The sequence below is a fragment of the Rhodococcus sp. IEGM 1306 genome, from assembly GCF_036541985.1.
Taxonomy (GTDB): Bacteria; Actinomycetota; Actinomycetes; order Mycobacteriales; family Mycobacteriaceae; genus Rhodococcus_F; species Rhodococcus_F qingshengii.
Genome location: NZ_JAZHFF010000013.1, coordinates 84,695 through 106,353 on the forward strand (window position 1 = coordinate 84,695; position 21,659 = coordinate 106,353).

Sequence of the window (21,659 nt, forward strand, 5' to 3'; positions counted from 1 at the left end):
CAGCCAGTCTGGTCCATTTTGGCCGCTTCGCCTGATTATCGGTCTGTATTCCTGTCATGCTGAACAGGCAGAATCCACCGTGCGGCATGGCGAGAAGAGAACCTCGATGGCTGAGCAGTCCCAGACCCCCACCCCGCAGACCGACCAGAGCGCGCCGGGCGCGTCGAATCGGGCCTCTCGCTTCGCCTCCGACACGCTGAGCGTCCTGCGGCGTGTGCCGTTCACCGCGAGCGTAGTGCTCACCATCACCGTCGTCGGGATCGCGACCGGCGCCCTGTGGAATCACGTCCGTACCTACTCGTGGTTCAACGACATCGCCTACGGAGTTCCTGCCTTGCAGGAAGGCAAGTGGTGGACTCTCGTCACGGGGTGGTTCTTCGGATTGACGCCGGGTCAGTATGTTTCGATCATCGTCGTTTTTGCCTTCGCGGTCGGCTGGTGCGAATGGCGCCTGGGAACCAAGAACGCGGCCATCGTCACGATCAGCGGTCAGTTGGCGGGCGAACTCGGTGCATCGCTCCTCCTCTGGGCGGGCAGCCACACCGACTGGGATTGGGCTCGCAACCTCGCCACCCACCGCGACGTCGGCGTGACTACCGCAATCATCGCCGCACTCGCCGCGACCACAGCAACACTCCGCTCGCCCTGGCGAATGCGAGTGCGCGCCATTCTGTGTGCGTACATTGCGATCGCGTTCCTCTTCGAAGGCCGCCTCGCCGACGTGCAGCACCTCATCGCGGTCGCGATATTCCTGCCGGTGGGCGAGAAGTTCTTCGGCGACGGAGAGCGCGGGTTCATCCCCCGAACGCGACGCGAGATCCGCCTGCTCGGATTCATCGGCCTGCTCCTGATCGGCGTGGTCGAGATCGCCGTCTGGCTGTTCCCCGGAAGCGGACCGTTCGGGCCGACGGAAGCCGAAACCGGTTCGGGCTGGACGGCATTGATCGACGTGGTCATCGTTGCCCTCATCGCGGACCAGTTGCGACGAGGTCGCCGCTGGGCCTGGTGGGTTGCCGTGGTGTTCGGTTCACTGACGGTCTTGGCCACCGCCCTCGTCCTCGTCTCGGTCATCTTCTTCGACTACGAGAGCGCCGGCGCCGTCACGGTCGGTACCGCGCTGCTCTGGCTTCTCGAACTCATCTTGTTGATCAAGGGCCGCCACGCTTTCCACGTACCGATGCGGCGCAAGATTCGAGGCGGGCCGTTGTCCGGGAACGATCCGCGCGCCGCCGCTCGGGAACTGCTCAAACGACACGGCGGCGGAACCATGTCGTGGATGACGACGTGGGACGGCAACAGTTACTACTTCGGCGAGTCGGGTGAGAGCGTCGTTGCATTCCAACGGCATGTCGGTGTCGTCGTGGTCCTGGCCGATCCGATAGCGAACCCCGACCGACTCGCCGCAGCGGTGGACGAATTCACGACGATGTCCGAAGCCAACGGCCTCACTCCCTGCTTGTTCTCCGTGGGGAAGGAGACAGCCGACGCCGCCACCCGGCGTGGCTGGCGCACCGTTCAGGTCGCCGAAGACACGATCGTCGACCTACCAGAACTGCAGTTCACCGGTAAATCCTGGCAGGACATCCGCTCGGCGCTCAACAAGGCCAAGAAGGACGACATCACCTTCCGGATGACAACATTGGCCGACGAGCCGTTCTCCGTATTGGCTCAGGTGCGCGCCATCTCCGAGGAATGGGTGGGCGACAAGGGGCTACCCGAGATGGGGTTCACCCTCGGAAGCGTCGAGGAGGCGCTCGACCGCGACGTCCGGGTCGGCTTGGCCGTCGACCCGACCGGAAGCATTCACGGCGTCACCTCGTGGTTGCCGGTGTACGGCGAAGGCGGCGTGGTTCAGGGTTGGACACTCGATGTCATGCGTCGACGTCCCGACGGGTTCCGTCCGGTGGTCGAGTTCCTCATCGCATCGTCGGCCCTCGAGTTCAAAGAACAAGGTGCCCAATTCGTCTCACTGTCCGGAGCACCGCTCGCACGCAGCGACGACGGCGCCGACGCCGCATCGATGGACCGCCTGCTGGACATGCTCGGAGCCGCGATGGAACCGCTGTACGGCTTCCGGTCTCTTCACGCGTTCAAGAAGAAGTTCAAGCCGAGGTACGAACCCGTTTTCCTGTGTTTCCGCGACGAGGCCGACCTGCCTCGGATCGGAATCGCACTGACGCGTGCATACCTGCCCGACGCAACGGCTCCTCAGCTGATCAAGCTCGCCACCAGCAAGAGTTGACGCCGTGCGGTCCTGGTTCGAGCACACGGTCGTCGACACCGGCAGGCTCCCGCTGTTCTTCCTCCTACTCGCCTTTGTCCTGACGTTCCTGTTCATCCGCTTCAGCGTCCGGATGATCCGGGCCGAGGTCTCGTGGTGGCCAGGCAATGTCACGCCCGGTGGAATGCACATCCACCACATGGTTTTCGGTTTGATGATGATGCTCGTGTCCGGCTTCGCCTTCATCGCTCTGGCCGACTATCACACCCCGATCGCCAATTGTGTTCTCGCGTCGGTGTTCGGTATCGGCAGCGCGTTGGTCCTCGACGAGTACGCACTCGTGTTGCATCTGCGCGATGTCTACTGGGCCGAGGAAGGTCGCTCGTCCATCGACGCAGTGTTCGTTGCCATCGCGATCTCGTTCCTTTTCCTTCTCGGGGTCCACCCGATCGGGTTCGCGGGAGAGTTCGACCCGTACGAGGAGGACCGTAGCCTGGCGACGTTGATCGGCGTTGTCGTCGCGATCGTGATCCAACTCGGACTCGCCGTGATCACGTTGATGAAGGGCAAACTCTGGACCGGCTTGATCGGGCTGTTCTTCACCCCACTTCTGTTGATCGGAGCAATTCGGTTGAGTCGCCCGGGTGCGCCGTGGGCGCGCTCGCGTTACCGCGACAAGCCGGCGAAGATGAGCCGGGCAGTGGCCCGTGAACAGCGTTATCGCGAGCCGATGATCCACGCGAAGATCTACGTGCAGGAAACGGTGTCGGGAAGTTTCGGTTCCGCTCCCCCGCCCCCACCACCGCTCCCCGTCGTCGACACCGCAACCCCCACGTCGAAGGTCGGATTGTCGCGGCGGCTCTCGGACAGAATTCGCTGGCGTCGAACTCGCCGACGACTACGAACAGTCCCCGTCTGGCGTCTCCCCGTGATCCTCGTCGTCCTGTCCGTCGTCACCGCGAACATCCTCGTCGGGATCGACGGAGATCTCGTCAGCGACGGCGACGTCGGTACCATTTCCGAGGGCGTGGACGCCGGGGCCACCGCGACGCTGCTCAGCGTCATCGCCGGCGGGATGATCACTCTCACCGGTCTGGTGTTCACCGCCATCACCCTCGCAATGCAGTTCGGCGCATCGCAGATTTCGGTGCGGGTGGTCCCGATGCTTGCGCAGCAGCGGGTGATGCGGTGGTCGATCGGCATGTTTCTGGCCACGTTCGTCTTCTCCTTGATCATTGCGCTCGATCTGGCGCTCGATTCGGAGAATTCCTCACCGACCATCTCCACGGCGATCGCACTGCTTCTGGCATTGGCCAGTGCGATCCTGTTCATCGCGTTGGTGGCGAAGGTCGGGTCGATTCTCAATTCCAGTCGGTTGCTGCGTTGGATAGCGGCCCAGGGCCGGAGCGCGACGATTCGTGCCTATCCGCTGTACGAGGACCTGCCCTCTGGCGCACCGAAACCCAGTCAGCCGCTCCCCCTACCCCAACCGCGCGAGTCCGAGAACTCCGAGAGCGCCGACGCACTGGTGATTCGCCTGCGCCACCTCTCACCCGACGGCCGGATTCTGCTGGCGATCGATCTCGCACGACTGCAGCGGTTGGCCGGCCGCTGGGACGTCTCGGTCGAAGTCGTCCCCAGCATCGGCGAGTTCGTCGCCCAGAACGCGCCCCTCTTCGAGGTACGCGGACCCTCGCTGAAGGTACGCCCGGACACCTTGATGTCGTGCTTGATCTTCGGTGACACGCACAGCCCGGTCGTCAGCCCCGGTGCAGCGCTTCAGTCGATCGTGGACATCGCGCTCAAGGCGCTGTCACCCGCCATCAACGACCCGGGCCGAGCCGTGCAGGCTCTCGACCACATCGAAGATCTTCTGGTACTTCTCGCCCCGCGGGTCCGCTTCGACACGTCAACCTCGGATCTCACGCTGATCCGAGGGCAGCAACGCACCTGGACCGATTACGTGTCCGTCGCCACCGACGAGATCCGGCACTTCAGTACCAATTCCGCGCAGGTCCAGCGTCGTCTACGCGCGGTATTCGCGACCTTGCTCGAAGCCTGCCCGCCGGACCAGCACCCTCCGCTACTCGAGCGCGTCGACGCACTCGATGCGCAATTGAACCGAGAATGGACCGGCGCACTCGACCTTCGGCTCGCGAGTGTGGCGGATCCGCAGGGATTGGGCTCCGAAGCCGGGGCGACCGGAAGAATTCACCCGCTGATCATCGGGTCTTCGGAACTTCCGGACGATCGTTCATCCGGGCAGGCCGAGTCGCGTTCCCAGCCAACCTAATTGACTCGCCAATCCAGCCGACCACACTTGGAAGCTGTGTCCTCCGTCGACCTCGGCGTATTGGACGTCCATCCCTGCGGCTTTTGCGGCTTCGTAGAGCGTTTGAAGACCTGGGCGGTAGTCGTTGTCCTGTTTGCCGACCACGAACACCCCGGCGCTGTCGGGGAACTTCTTCTCCCGGAGCAGATCCTGCGGATTCACTGCCACGAACGCGGCTTCATTGCCGCCGAACGCTGCATCGACCGTCTGCTTGCGATCGCCGAGTGTGGGTTCGATCTGACCGGACAGATCCAGGAACGTCGGATAGACCGCGGGGAAGTTCGTTGCCATCTGGAACGCGCAGGTGCCGCCGTAGGAAAGTCCCCCGATCGCCCACTTCCTCGGGTCGGGATCCACCTGGAGGTTCCCGCGCACCCAGTCGGGAACATCGCGCGAAAGGTACGTCGCGACGTTCCCGAGTTGGGAATCGACGCAGAGCGGATTCGCCAGTTCCGACCCGGTCCCGTCAGCAACGACGACAACGGGAGCCAAGCCCGAATGCGCAGCGGCGTAGGTGTCCATGGTCTGGACGAGACGTCCGCCCTGTAGCCAGTCCTCGGGCGCGCCTGGTTGGCCGGCTAGCAGGACCAACACGGGCAACTCCGGTCGTGGGTTGGTGAAATACGCGGGCGGTAGGTAGATCTCGGCGTCGCGGGCGCTGAATCCGGAGACCGTCCCCGCAATCGTGACCGTGCTGACCTTGCCCGCCGACGGCATGTCCGTGGGAGCCTTCCATTGCGAAACCGGTACCGCCCCGTCCTTGCCGTCGTCCAGGTCTGCGAGTGAAACCTTCTCCGCGTCCGAGAGTCCCAGCGCTGTTCCCAACGTCGGATACGACTGGAACTGCAGATTCACGTGAGCCGCGCTCGACACGACCACCAGGAGCACGGAGACCACGGTGAGCACGCGACCGTCGATCCGCGTCGCCGCAAATACCCGCGAAACACCCAGCAGCACGCCGAGAATGCCCAACCCGATCCACACGTAGACCGGACGGGCAATCGGATCGGGGAACGGGTGCCACACCTTCTCGATCAGCCAGTACAGCACGAGAGTGATCGCGATTGCCGCGACGATGCAGACCGGAATCGAGATCAGGACGTGACGCCTCGATCTCGAGAAGATCAGCCACAGAAGTGCCAGAATTCCGAGCACCGTCACCACGGGCGGAACCGGGCCCGTGACCAGCGACAGATCCGTGATCGTGTGCACGTCGTCTCCCGTCGCAGCCCTGTTTAGACAATATCCAAGAACAGGACATTTCGGAGCTGATGGCGTCAGATCACCGCGTTCGACGCCTGGGCACGTAGGTCTCGGGCCAGGTGATCCCGACGCTCGAGAACAAGCCTCCGCAGCGACGCGGGCGCCTCCGCATTGGCCTGGATCCAGGAATCGACAGCAGAGGTGTCTTCAGCTGCCGGGAAGAGTCCGTTCACCAACCGTCGGGCGATCTCGATGCTGCGTTCGGACCACCACTTCCCCAGGGACGAGAAGTACTCTGCCGCATATCCCTCGATCAACGACGGGTCCGTGCCCGAACGGAATCCGGCGATCGTCGCATCCAGGCGGTCGTTCGAGAGTGAGCCGTCAGTGGTCGCCGACGCCCAGGCAGCCGCCTTGGTCTCGGCATCGGGAATCGACGCCGCGGCGCGGACGTACGCCGTTCGACCCGCTGACGTGCTGTCCTTGCTCAGCTCACCATCGAAGTCGCTCACACTCGCATGGCCGGTCGCCGACAGGGCGATCCACAATGCCCACCGCAGATCAGGATCGAGAGCCAGTCCGACCGGCCCCGGGCAGGTGCCGTCGAGTATCGACCGCACCTCGTCGGCGCGAGCATCGTTGACCGCTGCAGCGGCCGACAGAGCCCGTGCCCATGCCAGCTGTCTTCCGGACTCCGGTTCGGCTTCGAACACCGCCTTCCAGGTCGTTTCCAACCAGCCTGCACTTACATTGGGCCGCAAGCTTTTCGGAACGTAGTGAAGAACCGCGTATTGGGCATCGGTCAGGATCGAGCTGAGAATCGCAAGATCTGTCTCCGCGGGAGCGAATCGTTCCACCATGTCGAGGTACCGGAACACCGAGAGCTGCGCATCACGCACCGAGTTCCACAGCGACGACCAGATCACCCCGCGCGCAAGCGGATCGCTCACGCGGTCCAGGGATGCCTCGACAGTGGACAGAGATTCCGCGTCCAATCGCACCTTGGCGTAGGTGAGGTCTTCGTCGTTGAGCAGTGTGAGTGCTCCGGGCGGAAGGTCGACCGACGTGCGTGATTCGGTGATGTCGAGTTCGACGCGTTCGGTGCGAACAAGGTCTCCGGACTCGTTGTAGTCGTAGATTCCGACTGCGAGCCGATGCGGCCTCGGGTCCGTCTGGACCAGGTCTGTTCCGTCGAGCGACAGCGTGGACACTCCGGTGGTCTGCAACCAGATTCGGGCCCATTCGCGCACATCACGTCCGGAAGTCTCCGCGAGCACGTCGAGCAGATCAACCAGCGTGGTGTTCCCGAAGGCGTGGGCCTTGAAGTACCGTCGTGCCGCTTCGAAGAACGCGTCACGGCCGACGAACGCCACGAGTTGCTTGAGGACACTGGCGCCCTTGGCGTAGGTGATTCCGTCGAAGTTCAGCTTCGCAGCTTCGAGATCGACGATGTCGGCGACGATAGGATGCGTGGTCGGCAGCTGATCTTGGAGGTACGCCCACGCCTTCCGCTTGATGGCAAATGCTACCCAGGCATCGGTGAAGCGAGTAGCTTCGGCGCTGACCAGCGATCCCATGAAATCGGCAAAAGATTCCTTGAGCCACAGGTCGTCCCACCAGACCATGGTCACGAGATCGCCGAACCACATGTGCGCCATTTCGTGCAGGATCGTGTTGGCGCGGCGCTGATGCTGCTCGTCGGTTGCGGAGCCGCGGAACACGTATGCCTCGGTGAAGGTCACCAGTCCCGGGTTCTCCATGGCGCCGAGGTTGTACTCGGGGACGAAGATCTGGTCGTACTTGCCGAACGGATACGGATAGTCGAAGTGCTCGGCGTAGAAGTCCAGCCCCTGACGGGTGATGTCGAAAACGTTGTCTGCATCGAGGTGTGGAGCCAACGACGCCCGGCACAGCGCACCCAACTCGACAGTGAGTTCGCCGCGACTCCACGACGACGCCACGCGGTGATACGGCCCGGCCGCGATCGCGGTGATGTAGGTCGAGATCGGCAGCGTCGGGGCGAAAGTGACGCGTTGTGCACCGTCCACGGAGAGAGTCTGGGTCGCGGGCTGATTCGACAGGACTTCCCAGCCGTCAGGTGCTGTCACCTCGAACGTGAAGGGCGCCTTGAGGTCCGGCTGCTCGAAGCAGGCGAAAACACGCCTGGCATCGGCAGGCTCGTATTGCGTGTACAGATACGTCTGATCGTCAGCGTCGTCGACAAATCGGTGCAGCCCTTCACCGGAACGGCTGTAGTTGCCGTGAGCTGCCACCCGAACGACGTTCGATCCGCCGAGTCCGCGCAGCACGATCCGGGATCCGTCGTACTCCACCGGAATCGACGCACCGTCGACGTCCACGGAATCGACCGCAGCACCGATGAAATCGAGCCACGTGGACTCCACCGAGGACGTCAGATCAATTGTCGTGACCGTCGAAAAGGTCTTCACGGCGGAGTCGACCGCCGATCGCAGATCCAACTCCACCCGGTAACCGGCGACGGAGATGGCTCGAGATCGTTCGGCGACTTCGCTTCGATTCAGGTTCGCAGTACTCACGCACTCGATCCTGCCAGGCCGCGCGCGGCGATGTGAGCCGCCGTGCGCCTATCCCTTGAACGCGCCCTGCCAGACGGTGTCGAACGGCGTGTGTGCCGAGACGCGGCCTTCGATGCCCGCCGTGACGAACTTCTTTGCCAGAGCGACGGCTTCTCCCACGTCGGCGCCTTTTGCCAGCTCCGCGGTCACTGCGGCGGCCAGCGTGCAACCGGCACCCGAGACGCGCTCTTCGCCGACCTTGGGGGCGGAGAGAACAGTCACGTCGGTCCCGTCGAACAACACGTCGACGGCGTCGCCACCGGCGAGTTCGACACCGCCCTTTGCGAGCACGTACTTGGGTCCGAGATCATGGATACGACGTGCGGCCTCGATGAGGTCGTCGACGCTTTCGATGCTGTCCATTCCGGCGAGGGTGCGTGCCTCGAACAGGTTGGGTGTGACGACGGTGGCGAGCGGGAGGATCGAATCACGAAGTGCTGTATCGGTATCGAGAGCCGCACCGGGCTCCTGGCCCTTGCAGATCAGGACCGGGTCGAGGACGACGTGGCGCCAGGACTGCCGACGCAGGCCCTCTGCCACAACCTCGATGGTGGCGGGCGTGCCCAACATGCCGATCTTGACGACGTCCAGATCGTGAGCCGCAGTGGCAGCCTCGATCTGATCAGCGATCACGTCAGGAGCGATCGGTACGAAGCGATGACCCCAGTTGTTCTTGGGATCGAACGAGACGATACATGTGGTGGTCGCTACGCCGTAGACGTCCAATGCCTGGAACGTCTTCAGGTCGACCTGCAGGCCGGCACCGCCAGTCGCTTCGGACCCAGCGATGACATAGGCGAGGTCAACCACAGCACAATCTCCTTCTTCGGACTTTTGAAACGTGCGTGGATGGCCACGAACGCGGGACCCAGTTTATCAACCGTTCCGACGTCTGGTTTTCGGCTATGCGGGCACCGGAGTTCCCCACGCGACGTCGTTGTCCTCGTATCCGAACGGCGGACCGACGAACTCGCCGCCGCAGGTGATCAGCGCGAGGGTTTCGGGTCCGTCGAGGCTGTTCAATCGCTCGACCGGCAGCTCGCCGTCCTTGCTGTAGTGATCGACCGCATCGATACGGTAGTTCCAGGTCTGTCCCCCGGCGCCCGCCACGGTCACGACCGAGCCGATTTCCAGTGTCGAGAACTTCTTTCCGAAACCGTCACCCTCATAGATGTCGTTGATGTGTCCGGTGATCACCACGGTGCCCGCGCCGGAGCCGGGAAATGCCGAATCTGCCCACCATCCGATCTCACTGACATCCTCGGGCGGAATGAGCGAGCCGTCCGTCGTCGTCTTGATCGGCAGGATGTCAGCGGTGCTGTTGCCTGTGCGCAGCGCGGTCGGGACATCCGGACCGTCGACCACCGCGCGAATCTCTGGCGGCAAATCTTGTTGGCCGGTCGCGAGGACGCGGGTCGGCGAGTCACCGTCGTCGGAACATCCGCCGATCAAGAGCATTGTCGCCACTACTGCAGCGGCCCACGTTCGGCTGGCCGTGGATCCAGGTGCCGCTGTCACGGACGAGAAGTCGGGCCGGACGGAATCTGGGCAATTGGTACTCGGTTTCCTACGTCACGACCGGGAAGTGCGTCACCGGAATCCCCACCGTTCCCACCGGAACCGTCACCACCGCTGCCGTTTCCGCCACCGCTTCCATTCCCCCCGCCGCCGGGGCCGGGGCCGGGGCACTCACCTCCCGGATCGGTGGTGTCGCCTGCCAAGACAATCTTGACTGCCGAGAGGTTGACCGTCTGGTTCTGCGCGACTTGTCCAGGAGTTGTGACGTCGAATGCGAGCTTGGCACGTACGGGGATGACCGAACCGTCGTCAGCGTCGGTGACCGTTGACCCTGACCGGCCGAGATCTTGGGTCAACGTCATTTTGGAGATCAAATCCTGATCTCCGGTCAAGCCGGCGCCGTCGATCCGAAGGGTCCCTCGGACGGGACTTCCGTGGGCTCTGATCGTCACCGATGCGCGAAACTCGAGGATGTCTCCCGGCACTGTCCGCCACGCCTCGATCGAGTTGATTTTCGTTCCAGGCGATCCAGTCGAGATGTCGTACCAACCGTCGATCACGGCCGGATCGAGTGACATCGAATTTTCGTTGATTTCCGAGTTGCACGCGCGGGTGAGCGAAACGGGGGCAGCCGATCCCACTGCGGGGAGTGCTGTCGACACAACGGTCGCCAAGACGAAGGCCGTCGCGGTGATGCCCGCGGTACGCCTGCCGAAGATCGTCATTCTCTCGCTACCTTTTTTCCGCGGACCGTAGCTTCCGGTCAATTCAGTCAAAATACCAGTACAGCTGGACAAATAGGTCGAATTCCGTGCCGAATTCTTCTTGTTTTCTGTGAACTTCGGTTACGAGCAATTTCTCCGCACACGCGTTCGGGTAAGGGGTCCATCGGATCAACAGGGGTCAGAAGTTACATTTCGCCCGCACATCGGAGCAGATCGCACTGATTTCTCACCGCATTGGACAGGTATTTCCGTTTCATAGCGGTCAGCCGGTGGAACAACGATCACTACAACGAGCGTGCCGGGCACGTGTCCGGTCGCCCCCCACCGAATCAAGGGAAACCGTCATGTCGGATACAACATCAGTCAAGCAGGGTTTCGCGGTAGGAACATCGATCGGGGCAGCCGTCATCTTGGTGACGGTCGGCATCGTGCAGTTCTTCCAAGGACTCGCTGCCGTCGCCGAAAACGAAGTGTTCGTAGTCGGGATCGACTACGTCTATCAGTTCGACCTGACGACGTGGGGTTGGATCCATCTCGTGTTGGGCGCGCTCGTCGCTCTCGTCGGGCTTGCACTGTTCACCGGAGCGGCCTGGGCGCGGGTGTCGGCAGTGGTGATCTGCGCGATCTCGATCATCGCGAACTTCTTGTGGCTGCCGTACTACCCCTGGTGGTCGACTCTCATCATCGCGCTGAACATCGTCGTGATCTGGGCTGTGTCGACATGGAAGCCCACCCAGACGACGCACGCCGCTACGCATGCACCGTCAACGCCGACTCGATCTGCTTGAGTTGAAAGTATGTGTAGGTGGATGGCGTATTCCGGAGAGCCGATACTGGCCCATGACTTGCTGTTCAGGCCACAGCACTCGCTGATCGACCAGAGCCTGCATTCTCAACTCGGGGCCACGACGACAAATGGCGACGGCTTCGGAATCGGCTGGTACGGGGAAGGCCCCCAACCGGCAGTTTTCAAGAGCATCGAACCCGCGTGGAACGACTCGAACCTGCGCGAAGTCACCTCCCAATTGCGCACCCCTCTGCTGTTCGCTCACATCCGCGCCTCGACGGGAACTGCAGTGCAGCGCAGCAACTGTCACCCGTTCCGGCACCGGCAATGGTTGTGGATGCACAACGGTTCACTACACGGATTCCACGACATGAAACGGGAATTGGTGACTGCCATTGATCCGTCGCTCTTTCCGGATCTCGAAGGATCGACGGACTCGGAAACCTTGTTCTTCCTCGCGCTGACGTTCGGCCTGACCGACGATCCGTTCGAAGGTGTCGCGAGGGCCGTCGGATTCGTCGAGCACACGGCCCGCTCGCAGGGAATCGACAATCCGGTTCAGATGACCGTCGCCACGTCGGATGGCATCTCCACCTGGATCTTTCGCTATTCCAGCGAGCACCAGTCGAGGTCGTTGTTCTTCTCCACCGAGATTTCCACGTTGCGCAAGCTCCATCCTGAGGTGGATGCCCTGCACCATCTGAGTGAGGAGACCCGAATCGTCGTCTCCGAGCCTCTACGTGACCTTCCCGGCGCCTGGAACGAGGTTCCCGAATCCGCCGCAGGCGTCATCCGGCCCGGACGGGACGAGATGCGGAGCTTTGTGCCGATCCCACCAGCCTGATTGGGTCATACAACCAGGCATAGCTATGAAATAGCTTGCATTCGAAGCGCTTTCACGAAAACTGAGAAAACGGAAACTCGGCACACTAGTCACGCGAGAGGATGAGCCGGAACGCCAAGCGAGCCTTCTCCGTATCCGGAGTGCCACCAGTGAGCAAATCGTTGTAGATGAACGACTCACCCACGCGAACCAGCAGATATGCCATGTCCTCGACGGGCAGGTCTGGCCGAATCTGCTCCGGTATTTCAGCTTCGATCAGCCTTCGCACGGATTCGACCATCGTGCCCTGAATCGGCCCCAGTCCAGTTGTGAGTATGCACAACGCCTTTTGCGGTTCCCGAGTCAAATACGTCCGGAAGAATTCGGTCTCGATTGTCGCCCGTGCATGGTAGGTGAGGACGTCGACAACCCTTGACGCTCCGCTTCCACCGCACTCCTCGAGGCCCATTCGCCACGTTCGGCGCGCCAGCGAATCGAGCACGTCACCGGTAATTGTGTCGCGATTCCCTGCACGCCGGAACAAGGTGGTCCGATCCACCCCCAACTCGGTGGCCAAAGCATTCACATCGAGCGGTTTTCCGGCTGCGAACTGTCGTCGGGCGGCACTCAACGCTTCCGCGCGGATGTCACGTGTCTCGGCCATGGAGTGAATGTATCGCTGACGACGTGCTGGTCGGTAGCCGGAGGCGATCAGACGGCGCCATCGACGGCAATCGTTGCAACATTCATTGACTTTGTTGCAGGTGAGTGTTTATGGTTCCCCGGCACGTGATTCCAGTCACAACAGTTCAGTTGTTTACGGAGGAATGCGATGAACGATCACACGTGGACGACCCGACGATGAGCCCACTTCTGCAAGTACGAGACCTCACGGTTGACACTGGGACAGAATCGATTTCGAACAGACTCCTCGACCGAGTGAGCTTCGAGTTGGGGTCGGGCGAAATCACCGGCCTCGTAGGAGAGAGCGGGAGCGGAAAGACACTGACCGGACTCGCTCTGCTCGGTCTCTTGCCCCGTACGGCAACAACCAGCGGAAGCATCCGTTTGGAAGGACAGGAACTTGTGGGTCGGCCCGCCGCCGAGTTGAGGAAAATACGCGGTCGCGACGTCAGTATGGTCTTCCAGGACCCGAGTTCGGCTCTCAACCCCTCCGTCAGCATCGGTCGCCAGATCGTCGATGTGTTGAAGGCCCACCGCGACATCACGAAAGTCGATGCGGAGGACGTGGCTACAGATCTTCTCCACCAGGTCGGACTGGCCGACCCGAGCAGAACCTTGAAGTCGTACGGGTACGAGCTTTCCGGCGGGATGTGTCAGCGGGTGATGATCGCGATGGCCCTGGCATGCGGTCCGAAGTTGCTGATCGCGGACGAACCGACAACAGCGCTCGACGTCACCATCCAAGCTCAGATTGTCGATCTCCTTCGAGAACTGGCCGAACAGCGCGATCTTGCCGTGTTGTTGATCAGTCACGACCTCGCGGTTGTCGCCGAGGTCGCGGATCGAGTCATCACCATGTTTCGCGGCGAGATCGTCGACGTCGCGCCACGAGACGTGCTGCTTCGGCGGCCCGCGCATCCCTACACGTTCAGCCTTCTCGAGGCGGCACGCTCGACATTCGAAGAAGTCTCCTCCCAATCACCCAAGGCGCGAGGCGATTTCACCAGCAAAGCCCCTGCTGACGGCGTGGGTTGCCGATACGTCGCCCGGTGCAACTACTCCGAGGAGCTCTGCATATCCGATCATCCACTTCTGATCGGATCACCGGAATCGGCAACAAGATGTCACCGCAGCGACGAACTCGAGTTGCTCGGACTGGTGAGCTGATGAGCAACACCGACGTCATCGTCGACGTTCGGAATCTGGCAGTCGAGTACGGACGCGGACGCAAAGCTCTTCGCGCGGTCGACGACGTCAGCTTCTCCGTACAGAGGGGCGAAACCCTTGCGATAATCGGTGAATCAGGATCGGGAAAATCCTCGACGGCTCACGCTCTCGCGGGTCTGGTGGCTACGGCCGCAGGCTCCATCACTATGAATCTCGACGACCCGGCGTTCGGCAAGGGTGGATCTTCCCATCTCATTTTTCAAAACCCTACGTCGGCCTTGAACAATCGGATGTCCTCATGGGCTTGCGTAGCCGAGCCGATGGCGCCAGGGCGTCTGCGCATCCCACAGTCCTTGCGGCCGAAAGCCGTCGAGCTGTTGCGTAGGGTCGGTCTCGGCGCTGAGCTTGCCGACCGCCTCCCGACCCAGCTCTCCGGTGGCCAACGCCAACGCGTGACCATCGCTCGTGCACTTGCCTCCAAGGCGCCACTGATTCTCTGCGACGAACCTGTTGCCTCCCTGGATGTTTCGCTTCAGGAAGAGGTGTTGCAGCTTCTTGCCGATCTCCGAGAAGAACATGACCTCACGTACATCTTCATTTCGCACGATTTGGGTTCGGTGGCATGGATCGCCGATCGCGTCGCGGTGATGTACCTCGGCCGAATCGTCGAGATCGGACCGGTTGCCACGGTCCTGAGGACTCCATCGCACCCCTACACGCAGGCGCTTCTCGCCGCGGCCCCGCACATCGAACTCGAGCGGCGCAGTCGTCGGAAAGCATTGGTGCGGGGCGAGTTACCCGACCCACGGAATCCACCCTCGGGCTGTCGATTCCGCACCCGCTGCACGTTTGCGATGGATCGCTGTGCGTCGGAAGCGCCGTCACTTCGCGCGGCCTCGAATTCCGCACACAGCTCCGCCTGCCATCTATCGTCCCCGGCCACATCGATCGGAATCTTCAACCCGCCGCAGTAAATGCGTGCCGCGTCAGTCTCCCCCCTTCCGAGAAGACCAAAGCGAAAGTCCACCATATGAATCCGCGTCTGTCTTTGCGATCCCGATATCCGATCACACGCTTCCAGAATCATGGGAAAAGTGGCCCACGTGTGCTGGTAGCTGCGTTTGCACTTTCTGCTCTTGTGCTCAGCGGCTGTTCGAGCAGCGCCACCGGTACCGCCGGCGATACCGGACCTGCCGATCCGAACGCCGAACTCAAGGTCGCGACATCGCACGTGCCCGCCTCGCTCGACCCGTGTGCGGGAAACATCGGATACGACATCGACTACTTACAGTTGATGTATGCACCACTGATCGATGCGGAACCTGCCACCCAGAAGTTGCGGCCCGGAATCGCCAGCGAGTGGGGCTTCTCCGGACCGGACAACCTGACGTTCGAGATGACGTTGCAGAACGGCTTGACCTTCCACGACGGTACAGCTGTCGATGCAGCAGCCGTCAAGGCAAGCATGGAACACTGCTTGAGTCTCGGAATCGTTTCCGTCCCGACGATCAAGAGCATCGAAGCAACGTCCCCAGATCACGTCACGATCTCGTTGAGTTCACCTACCTCCGGTTTACCAGGCTGGCTCAACGGCAGATTGGGAATGGTGGTCTCCCCCACTGCGCTGGCAGCAGCAGGGGCAGACTTCGCCAACAAGCCTGTAGGCGCAGGGCCGTACACATTCACCAGCGCAGTCCCGAACAGTTCATACACATTCAGTCGATTCGACGATTACAAACCGGCAGGTCCACCCAGCCCCCAGCTCGCCAAGATCCAGATCCAGGTGATCTCCAATCCCACAGCGCTGACAAATGCCCTGACATCGAACGCTGCGGATTTTGCATACGGGCTCACACCGTCGAGTGCTCCGATCCTCGAACGGAATCCCAACCTGAACGTCAGTCACGACCCGAGACTCGGAGTTGCGCTCGTCGTGATCAACAACAAGAACCCTGTGGTTAACGACGTCCGGGTTCGTCTGGCGATGCAGTATGCGCTCGACCGCAAGGCAATTGCGCGAGCCGCGCTGGACAGCACGGAAGGAACTGCGGCGTTCGGTCAATATCCTCCCGGTTCGCAGTTCTACGACGAGGAAACCGAAGATGCATGGCCGTACGACCCGGAGAAGGCCAAATCGCTGCTAGCGGAGGCGGGGTATCCGAATGGGGTCACCGTGCGCGGACTAGCAGGCAACCTACCGCCGTACTCGACCAACGCTGTCCTTGTCGGAGAACAATGGGAGAAAGTCGGCATCAAGGTCGACTTCGTCGAAATGAGTGGACCTCAGGCGATTACGGAGTTCGTCGCACACAACAGCGCGGACGTCTTCAGCGTGGGATGGCCCACGCGAGCATCCGCACCGCTCAATTTCGAAGCCTCTCTGGGTTCGCGATCGTACTTCCGGCAGAATTCCGTCCCCAACGAGGAGTTGGAGAAGCTGATCGCACTGCTGAACAACACGTATGACGAAACCGCTCAGCTCGACATCGTCAAACAGATAAATCAAGTCGTGATCAAGTCCGCTGAGTACGTACCGTTGTACTTCACTCCCGACGTGGTCGCCTACACGAAGAACGTCCACGGGGCCGTTCCCGCACTGAACGGCTCCCCCAATCTGACGTACCTCTCGAAGTCATGACGACGACCGTTGTATCGCAAGAGAATTCGTTGGCCCCCGAGCCTGAGAGCGTTCCGACCCGAAACCCTCACCGATCGCCGGTGAATCCTTACATACGGATGATCGGCGTCCGGTTCGCACAGATAATTCCTACCGCGATTATCGCTAGTTTCATAACCTTTGCCCTTATCCGGATAATCCCCGGTGGACCAGCCGAGGCACTTCTCGGTCCGAACGGCAGCGATGAAGCGATCGCGGCACTCAACGAGCGCCTCGGATTGAATCAACCTCTGCTGGTCCAGTACTGGAACTGGGTGGTGTCGGCTCTGCACGGAGATCTGGGAACGTCGCTACAGAACAGCGCCCCCGTCGGCCCACAGATCCTTGCGCGCCTGCCGGCGAGCGCCGAGCTCGTTGTACTCGCACTGTTACTGTCCGCCGTCGTCGCCATACCGCTCGGTGTGTGGACCGCGACGCGGCAGGGACGACGCAGCGATGGTCTGACCCGCACGGTTTCGGGGATCGGACTCGCGGTACCGGACTTCTTCCTCGCTATCGTGCTGGTCGATGTCTTCGCCCTCGGTTTGGGAGTTCTACCGGTGCTCGGCTGGGTTCCTCTCGAGAACAGTGTGATCGACAACCTGAGCCATTTGGTCCTACCAGCAACGGCGCTCGCTGCCGGCGCAGCATCGATTGCGGTTCGGCAGACCAGGGCTGCGATGATCGAGACACTGTCAAGTGACTACGTACGAACTGCGCGTGCGATGGGTATCGACGAGCGGAAGATCGTGTGGCGCTACGCGCTACGAAACATCGTTCCCACGATTGTCACTGTCTATGGATTGCTCGCCGCGGCGATGCTGGGTGCGACGGTCATTCTCGAGCAGATCTTCGTGCTGCCGGGCCTCGGGAGCGCTCTCGTCATTGCGATCGACACGCGAGATTATCCGATGCTTCAAGGCATTGTGTTGCTGTTCGTCGTGATCGTGCTTCTCGTGAACATCCTGGTCGACGTCGTCAACAACATGATCAGCCCACAATTGAGGAAGGGAACGATCTCGTGAGCCAACTCGCGCTGACCACCGCAGGCGAGACCCGCTCCAAGTGGGCTCTCCCTCGACTGCACCCCGGATTATGGCTCAGCTACTGCTTTCTCGGAACGCTGATAGCGGCGTCCGTCTTGGCCTCGTTCGTGGCTCCGCACAGTCCGACCGATCAGAACCTGACCAACACGTTCGCCGGTCCGAGTGCACAGCACCTGCTTGGCACTGACGGCTTCGGTCGTGACGTGCTCAGTCGATTGATCTGGGGAGGACGCTCCGCCTTCTTCGGCGTCGCGATCGCTGTCGCTGTCAGTCTGCTGTTGGGAATTCCGTGGGGGTTGATCGCCGGATATTGGCCACGCTGGATCGGCGCGTCACTCCTCCGGGTGGCGGACGCATTGCTGGCATTCCCAGGTTTGGTTCTCGCAGTGGCTATTACCGGTGTTCTGGGGCCGAGCCTGATCACGTCGATGTCAGCGCTCGGAGTCGTCTATGCACCCACAATTGCAAGAATTCTGGCTGCCGGGGTCAGCGAAACGAGGAACCGAGACTTCGTTCTGAGCGCGCGACTCTCAGGATGCCCGCCGCACGTAGTGCTCCTGCGTCATCTTCTTCCGCACGCAATCGGGCCGGTTGTCGTTCAGGTGACCGTGCTCACCGGCCTGACTTTTCTCGCGCAGGCGGCACTCTCATTCCTGGGGTTGGGAATACAGCCCCCCACTCCGAGTTGGGGCGGTGACCTATCCGATGCGTACCTGCACATCTTGAGTGCACCACAACAGATTCTCCCCTCCGGCATTCTGATTTCATTGGTCGTCCTGGCCGTCTACCGAGTGGGTGATGCCGTCCGGGACCGCATGTATGTCAGAGGGAGATAGCCGGCGTAGAACAACCATCCGACTCGACTGTTCGAAGACCACACCACCAGCATGAAGGACTATCGATGACCTCGATCGCACCAGAAACCGCGCGCCGCGTCTTCCGTGGAGCCGAACCAATACACGGCATGATCTACTTCACCCCTTTCGGCGCGGAAGCATATGCCGCACTGGGCTTTACACACCCTCGAATGGGCTACTTCGCTTCGCGGTCTGCGCCCATGGGCGCAGTAGCGGCTGAAGTCACCATCGCTACGTTCTTCAACTTCAACCCCGAACTGGTACACGCGGTGCTGCCGGAAGCCTGGACAATCGCCACCCCCGAACAGATCCTCACCGCTCGACTCGACGCTGTCGACCGTTCGCTGCGCAAGGCCTGGGGAGAACATGTCGACGGCACCGAAGTTCGCGAAGCTGCCGAACTCGCACGTCGAGCCGCGGAACGCGCCTGCAACAGACCACAAGGGCGACCCCTGTTCGGTGGGCACGCATCATTGCCGTGGCCTGAGGAGCCTCATCTCGTGTTGTGGCATGCCCAATCCTTGCTCCGGGAGTTTCGCGGAGATTCTCATGTCGCACTTCTTCACGCCGAGGGACTCAACGGTGTCGAAGCGTTGGTAGTCCACGCCGCAACCGGTGATGTTCCTGCTGCTGCTCTGCAAATGAGCCGGGCATGGGACAACGATCAGTGGGCGGAAGGCGTCGAAAGTGTGCGGGCGCGTGGATGGCTCGAAGACGGCCCCGAGCTTCACCTGAACGAGGTGGGTCGCGATCGCCGAAAGCGGGTTGAGCATCAGACCGATGTGCTGGGGTCGTACCCGTACGAGGCGATCGGAGAGACCGGATGCAGTCGACTGATCGAAATCTCGGAACGTCTCTCCGGTGAAGTGATCGATGCAGATCTCGGATTTCCGGCAGCACTGGCAGCACGTCGCCGATTGCGTGCGTGACAGCAGGTCGTGAGTGTCGAACGTGGCTGGTGGTGATACGACGAGGGTGTCACCACCAGCCCCTTCACACAATTATCGCCGAAGTCGGCTGCGCCCCAATCTGCACAGTGAGAAGGCATCCGGATGAGACTGCCGTTGTGCCGAATTCTCCCGCGGGATGGGTCAAGATGGCTAGATGTGGAAACAGGCACTCGGGTTTGCTTTGTTCGGTGCGACCGTTGCCATCGTCACGGCGGCGCTGACACAGGGATCGGCACAGGCGTCCGCCACGATCACCCTCTTTTCGGGTGGCACCACAATCTCGGGCTTCGCGGGTGAATCGCAATGGACCTGGCCCATCGAGGCTGCGGTGATCGGCGCCCTTCTGGGCGCGCTGACCGGGTTCGTGCTCCGCCTCGCGGGCGTGCGAATCTCCGGAGGCCAGGACAATCGAATGGTTCCAACTGTGGTGGCAGGCCTCGCAGGCGTCACGCTTGGGTTGACGCCCCTGTTGGTCCTGATCGGCATGGCATTCACCGGGTCGGTTGATATCGGATGGTCCCCGCTCCTGGTCTATGCCGTCAGCGGTCTCCTGGCGTATGGCATTTCGGTCGCCGCCGTGTTCGGAGTCCTCCGCGCTGCCGGGGATCGACTTACCGTTCGCACGACGCGAGCGGTGGCGGCGATGCTTCCGGTCGGGGCGTTGGCGGCGACGACTGTAGGTGTCGGTACTGCGTGGAGGCTGGGCTTTTCCACCACCACTCCCACCTGGATCGCGGTCGTACTGCTGGTCGTTCTCGTATTGGCCATGACGTTCGTTGCGGCCCGGGCGTGGGCTCTACGGATTCAGCCTCGTGACTTACCAGAAGTCGCATAGGCAGTGGGACGATTGATTCGGACGGGTGCGTTGAGATGAGGGGCGAACGAATCTTCGCGGGACTCGTCGTCGGCCTCCTACTGGGACTGTTCGGCTACCTGCCATTGGTACTCCTGTGGCAACACTTCGCCGATGTCCCGCAGCCGCAGCTTTATCCGAACCGTTCGTTCACGTCGTTCGGCCCCAACCCGCCACCGCTCACCTACTGGATAAGTTGGGCGGCGCCTGCCGCCGTGTTCGTCATTCTCGGACTTATGACTATTCCCAGCCGCACCGGCAGGCAATTCGCGTTGCCATTGGTGCTCGCGTTCCTTTCTGTGGCAGCAATGGTGGCGTGGTTCTGGATCTCGATGGAACTGTTCTTCAGCCCCGACTGATCACTCACTCGGCTGCGTATCGCGAACCCCACTGCGCGCACGCGCAATGGCGCCCTTGTTGCGCAATGCGATCCCCTGATGCACCGCAGCAAGTACCAATGCCAGCACTGCAGCAGGGAGGCTCCCCACCATCGACAGCAGAGAAGGCATACCAGAGCTGAAAGCGGTAAAGAAACCCAGTACTGCAGCGCAAAGCATTGTCGCCGAGACGATCCAGGAAACTAATGGTCGTGGGATCACGGCTGGAATAACGCACAGAGCCACCGGCAACGCCAGCACCAAGAAGAGCTCCCGCCCGAAATAGTCGTGAATCGAGCGGTAACAATCGGCAGAACTGAGCGGGCCGAGGCCTATTTCGCAATCGGTGATCTCGTACAGCGGCCACTGTGCCGTCGCGGATCCCAGAATCCCGGTGGCGACCGCCAATACAACCCACGCGATCCGAATCCCAATCATACGAAGAGATCATGCCAGTAGGCGAAATTGCGCTCCGGAGAAGAAAGCAATTACGACTCGAACTGCGTGGAAGGTCGATACCGTCAACGCTAATCAAAGAATGGATCAAACTATGTTGATCGCATGGGGAGCGCTGGCGCTTGCCACTGGTGCCCATATCTATGGCGCTCGCCTCGCAACTCACGGCGACTACGGGCGGAGATTACCTCTCTCGGTAGGACCGACCTCCTCGCGAGCGGCACAACATGTCCGACGTGCTCAACTCACGGGCTGGGTATCGAGCTTGATCGGAGCATCTGCCATCGTCGACAACTATTGGGAGACAGCACCTCTCTTGAGTGCGGGTATGGGTCTGTCCAGAAAACGGTGTAATTGATTGATTTCTAACTACTTTCGTCCGGCAGACAGCCGTCCGTCGAACGTTA

The 21,659-nt window shown here is 61.5% G+C and carries 19 protein-coding genes; 12 read left to right on the top strand and 7 right to left on the bottom strand.

The annotated features are described in order from the left end of the window. The first annotated feature begins 106 nt into the window (after positions 1–106). Together V3587_RS27090 and V3587_RS27095 are read left to right on the top strand one after the other, a co-directional pair. Positions 107–2,242 (top strand): bifunctional lysylphosphatidylglycerol flippase/synthetase MprF, encoded by a 2,136-nt coding sequence (locus tag V3587_RS27090; RefSeq protein ID WP_042924704.1) that lies wholly within the window; start codon positions 107–109, stop codon positions 2,240–2,242. A gap of 4 nt (positions 2,243–2,246) precedes the next feature. Beyond that, positions 2,247–4,514, top strand: coding sequence for a DUF2254 family protein (locus tag V3587_RS27095; protein ID WP_283377433.1), 2,268 nt, complete (start codon positions 2,247–2,249; stop codon positions 4,512–4,514). Here V3587_RS27095 and V3587_RS27100 read toward each other — a convergent pair. From V3587_RS27100 to V3587_RS27120, 5 genes are all read right to left on the bottom strand, one after another. Continuing rightward, on the bottom strand, positions 4,476–5,765 hold the full coding sequence (locus tag V3587_RS27100; RefSeq protein WP_042451019.1) for an alpha/beta hydrolase: 1,290 nt from the start codon (positions 5,763–5,765) through the stop codon (positions 4,476–4,478). The two genes, V3587_RS27095 and V3587_RS27100, sit on opposite strands and share 39 nt — an antisense overlap. Before the next feature lie 65 nt (positions 5,766–5,830). Beyond that, positions 5,831–8,314 carry an aminopeptidase N gene (gene pepN / locus V3587_RS27105; protein ID WP_064444627.1) on the bottom strand — a complete coding sequence of 828 codons (2,484 nt, stop codon included), beginning with the start codon at positions 8,312–8,314 and terminating at the stop codon, positions 5,831–5,833. 48 nt (positions 8,315–8,362) lie between these two features. Continuing rightward, complete coding sequence (gene thiD, locus V3587_RS27110; protein ID WP_003946192.1) at positions 8,363–9,163, bottom strand: bifunctional hydroxymethylpyrimidine kinase/phosphomethylpyrimidine kinase; 801 nt, start codon at positions 9,161–9,163, stop codon at positions 8,363–8,365. A gap of 93 nt (positions 9,164–9,256) precedes the next feature. After that, complete coding sequence (locus tag V3587_RS27115) at positions 9,257–9,871, bottom strand: class F sortase (protein WP_230793229.1); 615 nt, start codon at positions 9,869–9,871, stop codon at positions 9,257–9,259. Continuing rightward, positions 9,868–10,596, bottom strand: a complete 729-nt coding sequence (locus V3587_RS27120; protein WP_021333507.1) for a hypothetical protein — start codon at positions 10,594–10,596, stop codon at positions 9,868–9,870. Before V3587_RS27120 ends, V3587_RS27115 begins: the two co-directional genes overlap by 4 nt. 344 nt (positions 10,597–10,940) lie before the next feature. Here V3587_RS27120 and V3587_RS27125 point away from each other — a divergent pair, with 344 nt between their 5' ends. Then, positions 10,941–11,384 carry a DUF7144 family membrane protein gene (locus V3587_RS27125; RefSeq protein WP_042451026.1) on the top strand — a complete coding sequence of 148 codons (444 nt, stop codon included), beginning with the start codon at positions 10,941–10,943 and terminating at the stop codon, positions 11,382–11,384. Between the two features lie 21 nt (positions 11,385–11,405). Further along, complete coding sequence (locus V3587_RS27130; protein ID WP_031331541.1) at positions 11,406–12,227, top strand: class II glutamine amidotransferase; 822 nt, start codon at positions 11,406–11,408, stop codon at positions 12,225–12,227. 85 nt (positions 12,228–12,312) lie between these two features. Here V3587_RS27130 and V3587_RS27135 read toward each other — a convergent pair whose 3' ends face one another. Continuing rightward, on the bottom strand, positions 12,313–12,870 hold the full coding sequence (locus V3587_RS27135; RefSeq protein ID WP_021333511.1) for a QsdR family transcriptional regulator: 558 nt from the start codon (positions 12,868–12,870) through the stop codon (positions 12,313–12,315). Between the two features lie 275 nt (positions 12,871–13,145). Between V3587_RS27135 and V3587_RS27140 the strand changes: the two genes are divergently transcribed. The 8 genes from V3587_RS27140 to V3587_RS27175 all read left to right on the top strand — a co-directional run bounded on the left by V3587_RS27140 (position 13,146) and on the right by V3587_RS27175 (position 20,778). Continuing rightward, the gene (locus V3587_RS27140; RefSeq protein ID WP_238592730.1) at positions 13,146–14,057 is read left to right on the top strand and encodes an ABC transporter ATP-binding protein; all 912 of its coding nucleotides are present in this window, start codon (positions 13,146–13,148) and stop codon (positions 14,055–14,057) included. After that, the gene (locus V3587_RS27145; RefSeq protein ID WP_209908729.1) at positions 14,057–15,031 is read left to right on the top strand and encodes an oligopeptide/dipeptide ABC transporter ATP-binding protein; all 975 of its coding nucleotides are present in this window, start codon (positions 14,057–14,059) and stop codon (positions 15,029–15,031) included. The genes V3587_RS27140 and V3587_RS27145 overlap by 1 nt, the downstream gene beginning before the upstream one ends. A gap of 131 nt (positions 15,032–15,162) precedes the next feature. Beyond that, positions 15,163–16,695, top strand: coding sequence for an ABC transporter substrate-binding protein (locus tag V3587_RS27150; protein ID WP_162114854.1), 1,533 nt, complete (start codon positions 15,163–15,165; stop codon positions 16,693–16,695). 80 nt (positions 16,696–16,775) lie between these two features. Continuing rightward, the gene (locus V3587_RS27155; RefSeq protein WP_283377434.1) at positions 16,776–17,738 is read left to right on the top strand and encodes an ABC transporter permease; all 963 of its coding nucleotides are present in this window, start codon (positions 16,776–16,778) and stop codon (positions 17,736–17,738) included. Then, positions 17,735–18,595 carry an ABC transporter permease gene (locus V3587_RS27160; protein WP_020969703.1) on the top strand — a complete coding sequence of 287 codons (861 nt, stop codon included), beginning with the start codon at positions 17,735–17,737 and terminating at the stop codon, positions 18,593–18,595. The genes V3587_RS27155 and V3587_RS27160 overlap by 4 nt, the downstream gene beginning before the upstream one ends. 65 nt (positions 18,596–18,660) lie before the next feature. Then, complete coding sequence (locus V3587_RS27165) at positions 18,661–19,545, top strand: SCO6745 family protein (RefSeq protein ID WP_030537506.1); 885 nt, start codon at positions 18,661–18,663, stop codon at positions 19,543–19,545. A 175-nt stretch (positions 19,546–19,720) separates the two neighbouring features. Then, entirely contained in the window at positions 19,721–20,401 is a 681-nt protein-coding gene (locus V3587_RS27170; RefSeq protein WP_063316364.1) for a hypothetical protein, read from the top strand. A gap of 35 nt (positions 20,402–20,436) precedes the next feature. Next, positions 20,437–20,778: a hypothetical protein gene (locus tag V3587_RS27175; protein ID WP_042451032.1), complete on the top strand. Its 342-nt coding sequence runs from the start codon at positions 20,437–20,439 to the stop codon at positions 20,776–20,778. Here the strand turns inward: V3587_RS27175 and V3587_RS27180 are convergent, their stop codons facing one another. Continuing rightward, a complete protein-coding gene (locus tag V3587_RS27180) occupies positions 20,779–21,234 on the bottom strand; it encodes a hypothetical protein (protein ID WP_021333520.1) in 456 nt (151 codons plus the stop codon). Between the last annotated feature and the right edge of the window lie 425 nt (positions 21,235–21,659).

Excerpts from the sequence above, each read along its gene's own strand:
- V3587_RS27090 (WP_042924704.1), top strand. The coding sequence starts at position 107 with ATGGCTGAGCAGTCCCAGACCCCCACCCCGCAGACCGACCAGAGCGCG.
- V3587_RS27120 (WP_021333507.1), bottom strand. The coding sequence starts at position 10,596 with ATGACGATCTTCGGCAGGCGTACCGCGGGCATCACCGCGACGGCCTTC.
- V3587_RS27125 (WP_042451026.1), top strand. The coding sequence starts at position 10,941 with ATGTCGGATACAACATCAGTCAAGCAGGGTTTCGCGGTAGGAACATCG.
- V3587_RS27130 (WP_031331541.1), top strand. The coding sequence starts at position 11,406 with ATGGCGTATTCCGGAGAGCCGATACTGGCCCATGACTTGCTGTTCAGG.
- V3587_RS27135 (WP_021333511.1), bottom strand. The coding sequence starts at position 12,870 with ATGGCCGAGACACGTGACATCCGCGCGGAAGCGTTGAGTGCCGCCCGA.
- V3587_RS27145 (WP_209908729.1), top strand. The coding sequence starts at position 14,057 with ATGAGCAACACCGACGTCATCGTCGACGTTCGGAATCTGGCAGTCGAG.
- V3587_RS27165 (WP_030537506.1), top strand. The coding sequence starts at position 18,661 with ATGACCTCGATCGCACCAGAAACCGCGCGCCGCGTCTTCCGTGGAGCC.
- V3587_RS27170 (WP_063316364.1), top strand. The coding sequence starts at position 19,721 with ATGTGGAAACAGGCACTCGGGTTTGCTTTGTTCGGTGCGACCGTTGCC.
- V3587_RS27175 (WP_042451032.1), top strand. The coding sequence starts at position 20,437 with ATGAGGGGCGAACGAATCTTCGCGGGACTCGTCGTCGGCCTCCTACTG.
- V3587_RS27180 (WP_021333520.1), bottom strand. The coding sequence starts at position 21,234 with ATGATTGGGATTCGGATCGCGTGGGTTGTATTGGCGGTCGCCACCGGG.